The organism is Rhodoferax sp., assembly GCF_028714215.1.
GTDB lineage: Bacteria > Pseudomonadota > Gammaproteobacteria > Burkholderiales > Burkholderiaceae_C > Rhodoferax.
The window spans coordinates 39001-55175 of the sequence record NZ_JAQTMS010000020.1 but is presented as its reverse complement, the minus strand read 5'-3'; the positions used below and the strand labels follow the sequence as shown (position 1 = coordinate 55175).

Here is a 16175-nt window from a genome sequence, read left to right as displayed (position 1 = left end):
CGCCTTGAACACCCTTGCGCCCCATCCTCAAGAGGAACGCCTGCCGCTGGAGCGCGTGGCCCGAGCGCGGGAAAACGACGACAGCCTGACAGCCCCGCGGCCCCTGAGCCACTACCGGGACGTACCCGCCTGGGTGTTGCTGGCGGACCCCGGCGCGGGGAAATCGGATGTATTTAACACCCTCAGCCTGGTAGAAGGCGGCACCTGCGTCAGCGCGCGCGAATTTGTTGGGGGCGGCTTGCCAGTCGATTGGCAGCAACCGCTGTTCATTGACGGGCTTGATGAAATCACCGCTGGCAGCTCACAAGGTGCCTCCCTGTTTGACCAAATACGCCAAAAACTACGACAACTCGACACACCCAAATTCCGCATCTCCTGCCGCGAGGCGGATTGGCGCGGCAATGCCGACGGAGAGGCACTTCAGCGCCTGGTCGGCAGTGGCAAGTTTGTAGAACTGCATCTGGCCCCATTGACTCACGCGCAATCGGTGACCCTGATCGCACATTGGCAACCCTGCACCGAGGCCCAGGCCGAAGTGTTTATGCAAGAGGCCGAAAGACGGGACCTCAGGGGCTTGCTGGACAACCCGCAAACCCTGCGCCTGCTGGTCAAGGCCATGGGGGCTGCGGGCAAGCGGTGGCCCGACAACAAGACGGAAACCTATGAGAGGGCCTGCGCGCAACTGGTGCGCGAGCCCAACCCCGAGCACCTGGCCAACACCCGCGACAGCACGCCGTCCGACGACCAAGTGCTGTTGGCGGCGGGCTATCTCAGCGCCGTCATGCTGCTGTCCGGCAGCGGGGCCATTGCCCTGCAACGGCGGAGCGAGCCGCGCGCGGGCGTGATGAGCCTTCCCGAACTACTCAGTGCAGCCTCTGCCCCTGGACTGTCAACTTGCCGGTTCGCCCTTCACTCCCGGCTTTTCCGGGGTCCGAGCGATTTCAGCCCGGTTCACCGAACCGTTGCCGAGTACCTGGGCGCACGCTATCTGGCCCAACGCATCCATCTGGGTCTGCCCGCCAGCCGCGTTCTGGCCCTGATGCTGGGTCAGGACGCTGGCATAGTCCCCGAGCTGCGCGGCCTGCATGCCTGGCTGGCTGCGGTAGCGCCAGCGAACTTGCGCAGGGAGTTGATAGCGCACGACCCCTTGGGTGTGGTCCTGAACGGCGATGTGCGCGCCTTCCATCGCACGGACAAGCTGGCCGTGCTGAGCGCCTTGCAACACGAGGCCGAACAAGACCCATCCTTTCGCCGCGGAAACTGGACCGGTTACCCCTTTGGTGCCTTGGCCACGGCAGACATGGAAGGAGACTTCAAGGCCCTGCTCAAGTCCACGGACCGCAGCCCTGCGCACCAGTCCTTGATCCATTGCATGCTGGACGCCTTGGCGCATGGGCAGCACATGCCGGCGCTGGCTCCGGAGTTGGAACAGGTGGTACGGGACAAAACCTATTGGCCTCCATTACGCATCGCAGCTTTGCGCGTCGTCGTCACCTATGCACAGGTGAAAGACGACAAGGTCACGCTCAAGACGCTACTGGTGGATGTTCATGCCAATGTCGTCGAAGACCAGGAAGACGAGCTTCTAGGCACACTGCTGCAAGCGCTGTATCCGACCCATATTTCGCCAACCGAACTCCTCCGTCATTTCAGACAACCGAGGGCTGAATTTCTATCGGGTTCATACAGGCGTTTTTGGCGCCAGCTCGCTAAGGGAAATATACCTGAAGCAGACGTGTCGGCCTTGTTGGATGCCCTGCATGCCACAGGCTACCGACTGCCCAACCAACGTGATCGCTTGCGTTCATCGGAGATTGTGGGCGAATTGCTTGTGCGAGGCGTGACACAGGACGGGACGCAAGTTGACGTTCCACGCCTCTACAACTGGCTCTCCCTTGGTCTGGACTCTCACCTGCACTGTAGGCTAAACCATGAAAACAAGGCCGCTTTGAGGCAATGGTTTGAGACGAACCCAGCTCAATACCGGGCGGTGTTTGAGTACGAACTCCGTGCGCAAGCCAGTATGGGCGACCGAAGTGGGCGCAATCTCTGGGGAATTCGCGCGCGTCTCTATAGCGCTTCGCCGCCTGAGGACGCCAGCTCGTGGTATTTGTCGCTGGCCGAATCTTGTGCAGATGTTGACTTGCAGCGGCATCTGATTCGCGAATCGTCTCAGCTAACCAGCCACAGATGCGGACCCGACGCGGCGATTGAGCTGCTCGAGAAATGGTCAACAGACCACCCCGTCGACGCAGCTTGGGTAGCAGATGAATTGCAATGTCCCTATCCACCGTCAGAGTCCGTGCAACAAGACATTGACTTTGAGATTGCGCACAACGCGCGGGAGGCAGAAGAGACTCGCCAGACGATCACATTCTTTCGCGAAACCTTGCCGAGTTTTGTCAAAGGCCCGGCTCACTTGGGTGCGTTGGTCGAGGTAGCGAATGCTTACCTCGATATCTACAGTGATTCAACGGGCGAAACCCCTGATGAACGTTTGCGAAGCTTGCTCAATGCCAACGAAGCATGGGTAGAGCTGGCCCTTCACGGCTTGCGGCAAACATTGTTTCGCTTTGACCTGCCGTCTGCCGCCGACATCATTGACCTCGAAGCAAAGGGTCAACGCCACAACTTGGCACTGCCCTGCCTTGCCGCCATGGAAATGCGCTACGCAGAAGACCCACTGTCGGCGCTTGATCTGCCTCCTGCCACACTTGAAACAATCATCGCCTTCCGGCTGACCCACGACTACAACGAATCACCGGCCTGGTTCAAGCAGTTGCTGGCACAACAACCGACTGTTTTGGCAGGCGTGATGCAACAGATGATGAGCGCACAGATTGTCCGGAAAAAAGAGCATGTGAACGGCGCATCCGCGCTGGCGCACGACGCCACCTATGCCGAAGTGGCCAGGAAAATTGTGCCCCAACTCATTGCAGATTTCCCTTTGAAAGCCAGCAGGAAACACCTTCAAACGCTGCGAAACCTGGTCTCATCCGTGGTGCGCCAGCTGGACAGGAACACCCAGCTCCGACTGATTGCCAGCAAACTGCGGGCCAACGGCATGGATGTGGCGCAGCGCGTTTACTGGCTGACAGCGGGTGTGCAACTGGCCCCCGACCTTTATCTGCATGCAGCCATCCAGTACATCGGAAAAACCCAGGCACGCGCCGGCCATCTGTTTGACTTGATCCACGAACAGCGTGAATTTGGCGGCGTCCAAGTCAATCTGAGCACCGCCGCACAGGCTTTCCTGATTGGGCTGTTGGGGCCACGAGTAAGCCCAAGGGCAACACAGTCCGGCGTGTATCGGGTAACGCCGGAGATGGAGATGGGCCGCTACGTTGAAAGCCTCATCGCAACGCTGGCAGGCAACCCGGACGAAACCGCATTGCAGGCGCTGACCTCCCTACAGCAGCGGCAAGACTTGAAACAATGGAAAGAGTCCTTTGACCGCGCCATTTACGAGCAGCGCATCGTGCGGCGCAAAGCGCTATTCCAACAGCCCTCTGTCACGCAGGTTTGCGCCACGCTGGCGAATCTACAGCCCGCCAATGTGGCTGACCTGTGGGCCTTGACGGTAGATCATCTGACACAACTGGCGAGCGAAATTCGCCTTGGCAGCACCAATGACTACAGGCAGTATTGGGCCAACAAAAAACCAAAACTGGAAGATGATTGCCGCGACGCGCTGCTATCAGATTTAAAGACGCGCCTTGCAACTTTGGGTGTTGCGGCTGAGCGAGAGGGTCACTATGCCGATGCAAAGCGGGCCGACATCAAGATCATCGCTGGGTCGCTTCACTTGGCCATTGAAATCAAGTGCGAGTGGCATGCGCACTTGTGGAAGGCCATCCAAGAACAATTGATCGCCAAATACGGACGTGAATCCGCCAGCGATGGTTTTGGCATCTACCTGGTCTTCTGGTTTTCTGGAAAGCTGAAGCCCGGCGCCCGTGACGGCGGCGCCAAGCCCAAAACACCGCAAGAGTTGGAGCAACGATTGTCAGCCACCGTGCCGGAGGAACTGCGACACAAAATTGCGGTTCTGGTGGTGGACTGCTCACAGCCACCGGCGACCAAACGAAGAATGAGCTGATAAGGAACACATGCCCGCCACTGAAATCATCGGCTATTGCGCCGCCGTCCTGACCACTGGCAGTTTTGTGCCGCAAGCCTGGCACACCTTCAGCACGCGCGACGTCAGTGGCATCTCGCTGGGCATGTACAGCGTCTTCACGCTTGGCGTCGCGTGCTGGCTGGTCTATGGCTTGCTGCTGGGCGCCTGGCCCGTGGTCATCGCCAATACCATCACGCTGTTGCTGGCGGCCGCCATTTTGCTGATGAAGCTGCGCTATCGGTGAGAGCGCAGGACAGGTTGGCCAACCCCACCGGTCATCAGCGCCGGATTGATCCGAAATGCCAGAGGGTTTACACCGATTTTTCCGGCTTTCAATGGGTTATATGATTTAAATCAAAAATAGCACACCCGTTCTATTTTTTGCAATTTCAACTCTATTGGAGAACTCGGATGGCTTATTTCAAGGCTTCATGGGCGGCACTGAGCGCGACGCTTCTGGTCGCGGCTTGCGGTGGCGGAGACGGTGGGCCCCTGGGTACCCAGGACGCGAACCCGGCGCGTGGCGCGCTGATGCAGACTCCGCCGCCACGTATCACTTCGATGACGGCCGCCGACTTCACCGCCAAATTGCAGGCCAGCGCATCCGGGCAAGGCTTGCAGCAGCTTGCCGGCACGCCGGTCTGCGGCGTCGATGTGCAATACCTGCGGTACGGCACCGTCGGTGGCGCCAATGAGGCCACCACCGCCTCGGGCGCCTTGATGGTGCCCACCGGCAGCGACGCCAGGTGCACCGGTGCGCGCCCGATCGTGTTGTATGCCCACGGCACCAACATCACCAAGCGCTACAACCTGGCCGACTTCAGCGACAGCACCAATCCGGCTTACTCCGAGGCTTCGCTGCTGGCCGCTTTGTACACGGCCCAGGGCTACATCGTGGTGGCCCCCAATTACGCCGGTTACGACAGCTCGACACTGAGTTACCACCCGTATCTGAATGCCGACCAGCAGTCCAAGGAAATGATGGACATACTGGCCGCCGCCAAGAAGGCGCTGCCGACACTGATGTCGCCCACCAGTGCCAGCACCAAGCTGTTCATCACCGGCTACTCCCAGGGCGGCCACGTTGCCATGGCGACGCACCGCGCCATGCAGGCCGCCGGTATTCCGGTCACGGCCTCGGCCCCCATGTCCGGCCCCTACGCGCTGGCGGCGCAGTCGGATGCCACCTTCTATGGCAACGTGAATGCCGGCGGCACCATCTTCACGCCGATGATCTTCACCAGCTACCAGAAGGCCTACGGCAATCTGTACAGTGCCCCATCGGACATCTATGAAGCGGCCTATGCCACCGGCATCGAGACCCTGCTGCCGGGCGACTACGACTTCACGACGGTTGTCAGCAGCGGCAAGCTGCCGCAGTTGGCACTCTTCAGCAGCACGCCACCGGCACCCGCGTTTGCGGCCATCACGCCGCCCACCGGCACCGGCGCCACCGACGCCTTGTTCGCGATGGGTTTTGGCACCAACAACCTGATCAAGAACAGTGCCCGCTTGAGCTATCTGATGGATGCGATGGCCAATCCGGACGGCGTGGTTCCGGCCTTCACAACCGGTGCACCGGCGGCCAATCCGCAAAACAAGATGCGTCTGGCGGTCACCAAAAACGATTTGCGCGGCTGGTCTCCCGCGGCACCTGTGCTGCTGTGCGCCGGCAATGGCGACCCGACCGTTTTCTACAGCCTGAACACCGGCTTGATGGGCGCTTTGTGGGCACCGCAAGTGGCCGCCCACCTGGTTACGGTGCTGGACGTTGACTCTGCCGTCACCGGTCCCAGCGATCCGTTTGCCGCCGCCAAAGTGGGCTTTGCCAACGCCAAGGCTGCCACCATTGCCGCCGCCGGACCCAATGCCGCGGTCGCCGTCACCGCCGCCTACCATGGCGGACTGGTCCCTCCCTTCTGCAACGCGGCCGCGCGTGGCTTCTTTTCGCAGTTCTAAATCGCCGGAGCAAACACAATGAACAATGCATTTATTTCAGCCTCCGTCGTGGCTGCACTGGCCTTGGCCGCAGCGGGCAACGCCCAGGCGCAGTCGGTAACGCTCAAGCTTGGGCTGGTCAATATCGACCCGCAATCGTCCGCCAGCGCCGTCAGCGGCCCCTTCACACCGGCCGATGCGCTCAGCCTGAAGGTGCAGAGCAAGTCCACGCTTTTCTTTAGCGCCGCAACTCCGATCAACGCCCAATGGGAAGCGGAGTTGGCGCTGGGCGTTCCGCCGACGCACGACGTGTCGTTGGTGGTCCTGAACCCGGCCGCCGTACCGGGCAGCGTCGCGGCCATGAACGGTGCTCTGGCTGCCAAGGTTCGCCAAGTGGCGCCGACCCTGTTCGCCAACTACAAATTCGGCGACGGCAACAGCCAGATTCGGCCCTTTGTCGGCTTCGGCATCAACTACACCCGGTTCGACAAGACGGAGTCGACCAGTGTCAACGACGCGGTCAACGGCGGGCCGACCACCATCAAGCTGACCGACTCGGTGGGTCCGGCGGCACAACTGGGCATCAGCGCCAAGCTGGGCGGTCCGTGGTCGATCACTGGCGTCTGGTCGACAGCGCGCGTCAAGACCAAGATGACCACCAACACGCTGGGCATAGAGCGCACCGCCGACATCGTGTTCCATCCTTCGGTCTTCACCGTCGCCCTGGGCTACAGTTTCTGAACTGCCAGCGCAGCCTGAAGCCCCGCTCCGGCGGGGCTTTTTTTATCCGGAAAAGAATACGCTGACGCTGACGCCGCGGCTGTTGGGTCCCTCGGTCAGCGTCATGCGGGCATTGTGCAGGTCCGCAATGCGTCGGCAAATCGCCAGGCCAAGGCCGGTGCCGGCCTGATCCTGACTGGCAATCCGGTAGAAGCGCTCGAAGACGCGCTCGCGTTGCGCTTTCGGAATGCCAGGACCATCGTCGCTGACTTCGAACATCAGGCCGAACAGGTAATGGCTGACCGCCACATTGATGTGACCGCCACGCGGCGTGTAGCGGATGGCGTTGTCAATCAGGTTGGACAGCAGCATCGACAGCATGTCGGCATTGCCGGACAGCTTCGCCAGATTAGGCTCGACCTGCAGTTCCAGCGTCTGATCGCGTTGCAGCGCCAGCGGCGCCAGCTCGGCACAGACGGCCTCCGCGATGTCGCCGAAATTCACCAGTTGCGGATCCGGCAAGGGCCGGTCCGGATCGAGCCGCGCCAGCGTCAGCAATTGACCGACCAGCCGAATGCCCCGCTCGACGCCGCGCTGCAACTGCTCCATGCTCTGCTCGCGCTCGGCTTCATTGTCGGCATAGCGCGCCACGTGCAACTGGGCCTGAATCGCGGCCAGCGGGGTGCGCAATTCATGTGCCGCGTTGGAGGTGAAGCGGCGCTCGCCCTCCAGCGTCTGCGCCACCCGTTGCAACAACTCGTTCAAGGCCAAAACCATGGGCCGCACCTCGCCCGGCGCGCTGCTGGCATCGATGGGCAGCAGGTTGTCGGGCTTTCTGATCTGGATTTCGCGCGTCAGCACACCCAGGGGGTTGAGACCCCGGTTGATGGAAAACCACAGCAGCACAATCAGCACCGGCAGCCCCAGCGCCAGCGGACTGGCCACGTGCAAGGCAATGCTGCGCACCAGGTGATTGCGCAGATCGTAGGCTTCCGACACAACCACCCGAAAGTGGCGCTGCATGTCCCAGACACCATAGTGGCGCCAGGTCCGGCCTTCCGCATCCACGGTCTCGGAATAGCCATCCTGATCGGTCATCGCCACAGTGGGGGCGTTGGCGGATCGCAATAACAGAATGCCGTCGCCGTTCCAGATCTGGTAGCGCAGATTCTTCTCATATTCCTGATGCATCGAAGGAATCGATCCGGTGACCGTGGGCGCAGTTGCCGAACCAGCTCCACTGGGGGCGCTTGCCGGCGCCGGATCGGTTGCAAAGCGTTCCGGGATTTCCGGCCATTGGTTGAAGATTTCCCGGAACTTGGGCGCCGGAACCCGGCTCGGCAGCACCACCGGATCGGTTCCGCCGGGATTGGCCACATGCAGCACAGCCAGCGCGGTCTGGGCCAGGTGCACATCGAACAGCTGATAAACCTCGTCGATGCTGTCGCTGATCGTCAGCCAGGCGATCACCGCCCAGTAGGCGAAGCTGACGATCACCAGCCCCACCATCAAGCGCCGACTCAGGGACTGGCGTTGCCGTGCGATCACGCCTCGTTCCTGGCGATGGTGTAACCGACACCGCGCACAGTTTTAAGCGTCGTCGCACCAATCTTCAGGCGCAGGTTATGGATGTGGACTTCGACCGCGTTGCTATCGACGTTACGGTTCCAGCCGTACAGCGACTGCTCCAGTTGGGCCCGCGTGAGGACGCGCCCGGCGCCCTCCATCAAGACGCGCAGCACATCGAATTCGCGTCTGGAAACATTGACCGCTTCACCCTTCAGTGTCAGCACGCGGGAATCGAGGTTGAGCACCAGATCGCCGACGCTGATCACACCGCCGCCGCGGCCGGAGCGCCGCACCAGGGCGCGCAAACGCGCCACCAGTTCCTCCATGTCGGTGGTCTTGACCAGGTAGTCGTCGGCACCAAGGTCGAGACTGGCGACCTTGTCGCGCGTCGTGTCGCGCGCCGTCAGAATCATGACCGGCAGCTTGTTGCCACCGGCGCGCAGCTTGCGCAGCACCTCCAGACCGTTCACATCGGGCAGGCCGATATCGAGCACCATGGCAACGAATTCCTCGTTCGCCAGCACGTCCAGCGCCGCCGCGCCGTGGCGCACCCAGGTGACCGTGAAACCCCATTTACTGAGCGCCGCGCGCAAACCGGCACCGAGCAGCGCGTCGTCCTCAACAATTAAAAGTCGCATGGTTCTTCACTCACTTCAATTCTCGTAACCGTTACAAAAATGAAACACAGTAGTTACCCCGAGAAACGATCAAAGCGCAAGGGTTTGTACGGATGAAATGGCAGGTTTTGGACCCCAGCTTAGCGCCTCTTAATCTGGCCAAAGTTCCTTAAGCTAATTCTCAGTTTAACTTCTTACGCTTGCTTGCAAATGTAGCAATTTGCGACCTGAATCTGGCAAGAGGTATCTGACCCATGGCAAAGAACAATTCACTCCCGTTTCCCGGCTGGCGCGCCTTGGCGGCGGCACTGTTGTGCGTCCTGTGGCCGGCCGGTCCGGCGCTGGCCGACAGCGATCCCCAGGCGAACGCCAGACTCGTCGGCGAAAAACGCTGCGGCGAGTGCCATGACACCGAGAAGAGTCTTTTCGGCCATACCCAGCATGCCCGGGTGTTCCGGGAAAATCCGCGCAACGACACCGAAAAATCGGTCTGCGAGGCCTGCCACGGCAATGGCTCGCTGCACCTTACCGACACCAAGGACAAGGGCAAGATCATCGGTTTCTCCAAGGAATGGAATACGCCGATCGAGCGCCAGAATGGTCAATGCCTGAGTTGCCACGCGGGCGGCCAGCGCCTGCATTGGCCCGGCTCCATCCATGCCACCAACAAACTGGCCTGCTCCGACTGCCACAACCCGATGGCCCGCTTCTCCGCCAACGGTTTGATGAAAAAGGCCGGCATCACCGAGACCTGCCAGACCTGCCACCAGCAACAGCGCGCCGAATTCCGCAAGAAGTCGCACATGCCGGTGCCCGAAGGCAAGATGACTTGCGTCGACTGTCATAACCCGCACGGCTCCAGCGCCAAGCGCCTGCTCAAGGCCGACAGCATCAACGACCTTTGCTACACCTGCCATGCGGAAAAGCGCGGCCCCTTCCTGTGGGAACATGCCCCGGTGCGGGAAAACTGCATGAACTGCCACAGTGCGCACGGCTCCAACGCCGACAAACTGCTGATCCAGACCCGCCCGTTCCTGTGTTCCGCTTGCCACAGCACCACCGGCACCATGGGTCACGCCGTCTGGGGCAACAACACCCTGGGTACGGTGGTCAATGGCGATCCCACCTCGTTCGGTCAAAACAATGCCGGTCGGCAAGCCAACAGCGCCGCCGGCGCCACCGCCGGACTCGCCAGCAAACGCATGACCGGTCGTTCCTGCCAGAACTGCCACTCGGCGATCCACGGCAGCAACAGTCCTTCGGGCGCGCGCTTCCAGCGCTGATCGGGAAAGGAAATATGGCAATGACCTCGCTCAATCCATCAGGAACATTTCGCATGACCGCTAGTCCCCGCATGAAAATCCTTGCCGCCGGCATCGGCGTCGCCCTGGCCCAATGGGGTGCCGGTCCGGCCCTGGCCGATTCCGCTGTCGGCGTCGACATGGCCCTTGGCAACGCCCTCAATCCACCGGGCCGCTCGGCGGTGCCGCGCCCGCTGGCCGACGACGGCTTCGATACCGTGCGGCACTCGCCCTCCGGCCAGCTGTACGGCCTGCCTTACGACAGCGCCAACGGCGCCAGCAGCAAGACCGAAGGCGGTTGGGAGTATTCCGGTGGTATCGAGGCCGGTCTGCTGGGGGCTGGCGCGGACAGCAAAAACTCGCTGTTCCGCAAGTACAAGGATCTGAAGAACGGGGCTTATCTCAACTACTTCGAAGTCGAAGCCAACCAGGCCGACAGCGCCCGCTACATCCAGTCCTTTGGCGGCGGCAGCGGCCAGAACGACCAGTTCTACGCGCTCCAGCAAGGCCGCTACAACGACTGGAAATTGAAGCTGTTCTACAACGAAACGCTGCACGTCTTCACCGACAGCTGGAAGTCGCTCTACGCCGGCGAGGGTAGCGGCGAACTGAGCACCGGGCTGGCGGCGCCGACCATGGTCACCAGCGGCAGCCCCAGCGTTGGCGCCAGCCCGCGGGTGGCGTGCAGCGCTGCCGCGCCCTGCTGGAGCTACGCCGGCAAGATCTATTCCAACCTGTCGGCGCTGGCCGCCATCAATGGCACCACCGGCACGCCCAACGCCACCACCGGTGCCATTGCCGCGGCAACCGGTGCCGGCGCCAGCGGCGCGCTCCAGTCCAACATGGCCAAAGCCATCAGCGACAAGCTGGCGAGCCTGCCTGAGAGCGAGTTGAGCCTGGTGCGCAAAAAAGGCGGCGCCCGCTTCGACAAGGTCTTCACCGACAACTGGAAGGGCTATGCCAGCTACAGCCAGGAGCGGCGTACCGGCGCGCGCCCGTTTGCCTTGAACACGGGCAACATCTCGACTGAAATCGCGGAACCGATCGACTACACCAGCCACGAATTTCTGGGCGGCTTGCAGTACGCCGACGCGCTGACCCAGGCCAATTTGCGCACGTCGCTGGCGCTCTTTCGCAACAACATCGGCACGCTGAACGTCCAGTATCCCCTGCTGAACTCGAATCAGCCTTTTGGCGCCGTACAGACCGCCACCTACGACCTCTATCCCGACAACAACGCCTTCAACCTGAAAGGCGAGTTTGCACGCTCGCTGCCGGACTTCTACAAGGGTCGTTTCACGGCGGCGCTGTCGTGGGCCAGCAGCCAGCAAAATGACACGCTGCTGGCGCCTATTTCGGCCGCCCAGAACGCCCAGTTGGCGGCTGCCGGCGTCACCAAATTCGGCGGCACCAGCACCAATGCCGGCTATGCGGCGGGCAGCTCGCTGGTAGCCAACTGGAACAGCACGGCCGCCTTGAGCCAGCAGAGCGCCAGGCAGCGCATCGACAACACACTGCTGGACCTCGGCTTGTCGGTGCGACCCAGCGACGCGCTCAGCCTGAAAGGCGCGCTGCGCTACTACGACACGGCCAACAAAGGCGGCTACACCGCCTACAACCCGCTGACCGGCCAGTTCGGCCGCGGTTTCGCCGATGGCAACAACGTCAACATGGATGCGGTGGTCGGACTGCAGCCCGGCGCGACCCCCGGCACAGCGGGAAGCTGCTACGTGTTGCCGGGCTATGCGGCGGTTCCAGCCTGCACCTTCGGCGCCATCGCCGGCGTCGGCGCGGTGGCCAACGGCGCCAACATTCCGGTCTTCGGCCAGGCCCGCTCGACCAAACAAATCAACTACGGCCTGTCCGGCGACTTGGACCTGAGCCGCACCAGCAGCCTGAACGCGGCCCTGGAGCGCGAGGAGTTCAAACGCGATTTTCGGGAGCGCGATAAAACCTGGGAGGACAAGCTCAAGATCGGCTACGTCAATCGCGCGCTGGGCGATGCCAGCTTGCGCACTTCTTTCGAGACCGACCGCAAACGCGGCAGCGATTACAACTACCGCACCTTCGCCGATCTGGGCACCGGCTTGCCGGGACTGGACCCCACCACCCAGATCGCGCTGGCCGGCACGCTGGGCTATACCGCCTTCAGTCCGGCCGGCGGCACGGTGGCCAACAACGCCAACCTGTTCAACCGCTACTCCTACTACTTCCGCAAATACGACCAGGCCGACCGCGACCAGAAGATCTTCAATGCACGCCTGAACTACCAGGCCCGCGAAGACCTGGACCTGGGCCTGACCTGGCAGACCAAGGACATCAAATACCCGGATTCCTTCTACGGCCAGGACAAGGACAAACAGAACTCGCTGAGCCTGGAGTTCAACTACCAGCCGGCCTCCGGCAAGAACTTCTACGGCTTCTACTCGTACCAGCAAGGTCAGCGTTCCATGAAGCTGAACTCGGGCGCCGCCCTGAGTCCCGTCTACAACACCTGCACCCTGGCCAATCTGGCCAGCTACGGTTATTCGGCCTGCTCCGACAACGTCAATGGCGTGGGCGGCTCGCGGCCGGCCTCGGATGCCTGGGCCTCCCGCAGCGACGACCGCAACGATGTGCTGGGGCTGGGCTTCCAGAGCGCCATCGGCAGCCTGCAGTTCGGCATCGACTACAGCTATGCCAACAGCAGCAGCAAGATCGCCTACGAATATGGCAGCACCGCCTTCAGCGGCGTTGCCGCGAATCAGGCCGCCGCCGCCTTGCTGGCCGGCAGCGCGCTGCCGGACATGACTTTTGTGCAGCAGACCCTGAGCTTCAACCTGCTGATTCCGCTCAGCAAGAAGCTCTCGGTGCGCTTGTACGACCGTCTGGAGCTGGGACAGGTCAAGGACTGGCACTACGACGGCGTCATCACCAAGGCCGTCGGAGCGTACGACAACAGTACTTTGCTGCTCGACGCCGGACCGCAAAACTACCGCGCCAACGTCATCGGGCTATTTGTCCAGTACAAGCTGTGACAGCCACACACCTGCCGCAGGAGCTGAAGAAAATGATTCACCAAGACAAGCAGCCAAAATTCCGCACCGGCTACCGGGCTCGCGCCATCACCGCCCTGCTGACACTGGGCTGCGGCCTGGCCGGCCTGGCCTGCGCCCAGGATGCCAAGACCATCGCCGCCACGGTCTGCGTGGCCTGCCACGGCGAGGACGGCAACAGTGCGATCCCGATGTTCCCCAAGATCGCCGGCCTGCCGGAGAGCTACATCATCAAGCAGTTGCGCGACTTTCAGAACGGCCGGCGCAAGAGCGACATCATGGCGCCGGTGGTGGCGGCCTTGAAGCCGGAAGATTTTGTCTCGCTGGCCAGCTTTTACAGCGGCCAGAAGGTCAAGCCGGGCGAAGCCGGCGACAAGAAGGCGGCCAGCTTCGGCAAGATGGTGTATTTCGAAGGCAACGAAGAGACCGGTGTGCCGGCCTGCGTCGGCTGCCATCAGCCGCAAGGCGCCGGCCATCTGGTTTATCCGCGCATCAGCGGGCAGCACGTTCAGTATTTGACGCAGCAGTTGAAAAACTTCGCCAGCGGCGAGCGCTCCAACGACGTCAGCCGCTTCATGCGGGTGGTCGCCAAACGCATGAGCGAGGAAGAAATAGACTCGGTCGCCGCCTACCTGGCCGACCTCGACAGCAAATAGCCGCAAGACAAGACAGGAAAAAGAAGTCCATGAAAAAATTTCTGACAATGCTGATGCTGGCAGCGCTAGTGTGTGCCGGCGCCACGGCCCAGGTGCCGGCCTGGAACGAGATCAAGGGCGAACTCAAGACCGCCTTGCAAGCCAACGCCGACATGGCGCGCGGCGCGGCTGCGTTCGAACCCTGCCAGGGTTGCCACCGCAAGGATGGGTCGGGCCGTGTCAGCGGCGCCTATCCGCGACTCTCCGGTCAACATGCCACCGTGCTGATGAAGCAGATGGCCGATATCCGCTCGGGCCGGCGCAGCAACCCGAAGATGGAGCCCTTCATTGACGATCACGTGCTGACGCCGTTCGAGATCGCCGATATCGCGGTCTATCTGCAGGGCTTGCCGATCGCGGCGGAAAACGGCAAGGGACCAGGCCTGGGCCTGGCCAAGGGCAAGCAGCTCTACGAGCGGGACTGCGCCGGCTGCCATGGCGGCCAGGGTGAAGGCGATGCGGCCAAGTTCTACCCGATGGTGGCGGCCCAGCATTACCGCTATCTGCTGCGGGAAGTGCAACTCATCCGCGACGGTGACCGGCGCAACGCCAATCCCGACATGGTCAGGGTCATCAAACCCTACAGCTCGGGCGAGCTGGAAGCGGTAGCCGACTACATGGCCGCCTTCGCGCCACCGAAGAAGCAGTGACCGGCCAGCGCCTTCCCGGCGGATTCGGCCGTCGGACAGCCGCGCGGATGGCGATCCTGCTGGCGCTCTCATGGTGCGGTGCCGCCTTGGCGCGCGAGCAAGTCTGGACTCCCCATGAAGAAAACGCGGCCTGGCGTGCCGAATGCGGCAGTTGTCACCTGGCGTTCCCGCCGGCACTGTTGTCGGCCAGCGACTGGCGCCAGATCATGGCGCGCCTTGACTGGCATTTTGGCGCCGATGCCAGCCCGGAGAGCGGCAGACAACAGGAAATTTCGGATTACCTGCAACGCAACGCCGGCCCTGAGCGCCAGAGCACCGCTCGGTCGCCGGAACTGCCCCGCATCACGCACAGCGACCGTTTTGTGAACCGGCACCGCGGTGCCATCCGGCTGTGGCAAAAAGGCCAGCTCAAGACGCTGAGCGACTGCGCTGCCTGCCACAAAGACGCCAGGCAGGGGCAGACGAAAGACTGAGCAGCTTTATTGCGCCGCGGCGCGTTGCAGTCTGTCCCGCACGCCGTCCCAGGCCGGGGCATCGGGCGGCGTCTCGATCCAGATCAGTTGCACGCCCTGATTGTCAAATTCGCGCAGCACCGCAAACAACTGCTGCGCGGTGGCGCCGGCATCGTCGGGCATGCGTTTGAGCAGCACCTGGCTGGAACGGGTTTTCAGAAAGGTGCGCGCATAAGCCGCGATCAGAGGAGCGGCGCCGGCGGCCCTGGCAGCGACCTGCGGACCCAGCAAATCCAGTGCCGTCTGCAAAGCCGGGGCGTCCATCAGGCGCACTTTGGCATGCGGTGCATAGTGCGATGCCAGCGAGCCGGAGACACGCGGTGCGGCCGCCGCCACCGCCAGTTCCTCTTCGGAGAACACCCGTTGGCCGCAGCGCGCCTGCGCCTGCTCGCGCGTCACCGCGCCGGGGCGCAGCAGCACCGGCACACCGCGCGTGCAGTCGATGATGGTGGACTCGATGCCCACAGTACAGGCACCGCCATCGAGAATCAGCAGATCGGCGCCAAATTCGCTTTGCACGTGCTGTGCGGTGGTCGGACTGACGCGACCGAACTGGTTGGCACTGGGAGCGGCCAGACCCCAAACCGGGTGTTGCCCGCCGGTCGGGCCGGCAGCCGGCTCGCGGCAGGCTCTCAGCAGCGCCTGTGCCACTGGGTGCGACGGACAGCGCAGCCCGATGGTGTTTTGGCCACCAGCGGCGGCCGCGGCAACGCCGGCGCGGCGCGGTAGAATCAGGGTCAGCGGCCCGGGCCAGAAGGCCCGCATCAGCTGGCGCGCAAAGTCGGGCACGCTCGCCGCAAAATGCGACACGCTGGCGGCGTCGGCCACGTGCACGATCAGCGGGTGTTCGCTGGGTCGCCCCTTGGCACTGAAAATTTTCGCCACCGCGGCGTCATTTTCAGCGTCGGCGGCCAAGCCGTAAACCGTCTCGGTCGGCAGCCCCAACAGCTCCCCGGCCCTGATCGCCTGGGCCGCGGTGGCTATGGCTGCGCTGGCAGAACCGTCCAGAATCATGCTG

General features: G+C 62.5%; 12 protein-coding genes. 9 read left to right on the top strand and 3 right to left on the bottom strand.

Annotation, left to right across the window (positions count from 1 at the left end):
• Positions 1–4 precede the first annotated feature (4 nt).
• The 4 genes from PHS32_RS11025 to PHS32_RS11010 all read left to right on the top strand — a co-directional run bounded on the left by PHS32_RS11025 (position 5) and on the right by PHS32_RS11010 (position 6799).
• Complete coding sequence (locus tag PHS32_RS11025; RefSeq protein ID WP_301079008.1) at positions 5–4099, top strand: hypothetical protein; 4095 nt, start codon at positions 5–7, stop codon at positions 4097–4099.
• 10 nt (positions 4100–4109) lie between these two features.
• The gene (locus PHS32_RS11020) at positions 4110–4364 is read left to right on the top strand and encodes a SemiSWEET transporter (protein WP_301079007.1); all 255 of its coding nucleotides are present in this window, start codon (positions 4110–4112) and stop codon (positions 4362–4364) included.
• Between the two features lie 167 nt (positions 4365–4531).
• Positions 4532–6079: a prolyl oligopeptidase family serine peptidase gene (locus tag PHS32_RS11015; protein WP_301079006.1), complete on the top strand. Its 1548-nt coding sequence runs from the start codon at positions 4532–4534 to the stop codon at positions 6077–6079.
• 18 nt (positions 6080–6097) lie between these two features.
• Positions 6098–6799 carry an OmpW family outer membrane protein gene (locus PHS32_RS11010; RefSeq protein ID WP_301079005.1) on the top strand — a complete coding sequence of 234 codons (702 nt, stop codon included), beginning with the start codon at positions 6098–6100 and terminating at the stop codon, positions 6797–6799.
• Between the two features lie 42 nt (positions 6800–6841).
• Here the strand turns inward: PHS32_RS11010 and PHS32_RS11005 are convergent, their stop codons facing one another.
• Together PHS32_RS11005 and PHS32_RS11000 are read right to left on the bottom strand one after the other, a co-directional pair.
• Positions 6842–8326 (bottom strand): ATP-binding protein, encoded by a 1485-nt coding sequence (locus tag PHS32_RS11005; RefSeq protein ID WP_301079004.1) that lies wholly within the window; start codon positions 8324–8326, stop codon positions 6842–6844.
• Positions 8323–8985, bottom strand: a complete 663-nt coding sequence (locus PHS32_RS11000; protein ID WP_301079003.1) for a response regulator transcription factor — start codon at positions 8983–8985, stop codon at positions 8323–8325. Before PHS32_RS11000 ends, PHS32_RS11005 begins: the two co-directional genes overlap by 4 nt.
• 233 nt (positions 8986–9218) lie before the next feature.
• On the opposite strand from PHS32_RS11000, the gene PHS32_RS10995 reads away from it, so the two are divergent.
• The 5 genes from PHS32_RS10995 to PHS32_RS10975 are packed head-to-tail and all read left to right on the top strand — an operon-like array spanning position 9219 to position 15118.
• Complete coding sequence (locus tag PHS32_RS10995; RefSeq protein ID WP_301079002.1) at positions 9219–10247, top strand: DmsE family decaheme c-type cytochrome; 1029 nt, start codon at positions 9219–9221, stop codon at positions 10245–10247.
• Positions 10248–10300: 53 nt separating this feature from the next.
• Complete coding sequence (locus PHS32_RS10990) at positions 10301–13282, top strand: MtrB/PioB family outer membrane beta-barrel protein (RefSeq protein WP_301079001.1); 2982 nt, start codon at positions 10301–10303, stop codon at positions 13280–13282.
• A gap of 32 nt (positions 13283–13314) precedes the next feature.
• On the top strand, positions 13315–13956 hold the full coding sequence (locus PHS32_RS10985; protein ID WP_301079000.1) for a c-type cytochrome: 642 nt from the start codon (positions 13315–13317) through the stop codon (positions 13954–13956).
• A gap of 29 nt (positions 13957–13985) precedes the next feature.
• Positions 13986–14645: a c-type cytochrome gene (locus tag PHS32_RS10980; protein ID WP_301078999.1), complete on the top strand. Its 660-nt coding sequence runs from the start codon at positions 13986–13988 to the stop codon at positions 14643–14645.
• A 47-nt stretch (positions 14646–14692) separates the two neighbouring features.
• The gene (locus tag PHS32_RS10975) at positions 14693–15118 is read left to right on the top strand and encodes a cytochrome C (protein ID WP_301078998.1); all 426 of its coding nucleotides are present in this window, start codon (positions 14693–14695) and stop codon (positions 15116–15118) included.
• Positions 15119–15124: 6 nt separating this feature from the next.
• Here PHS32_RS10975 and PHS32_RS10970 read toward each other — a convergent pair whose 3' ends face one another.
• A complete protein-coding gene (locus PHS32_RS10970) occupies positions 15125–16171 on the bottom strand; it encodes an L-threonylcarbamoyladenylate synthase (protein WP_301078997.1) in 1047 nt (348 codons plus the stop codon).
• Positions 16172–16175: the final 4 nt, after the last annotated feature.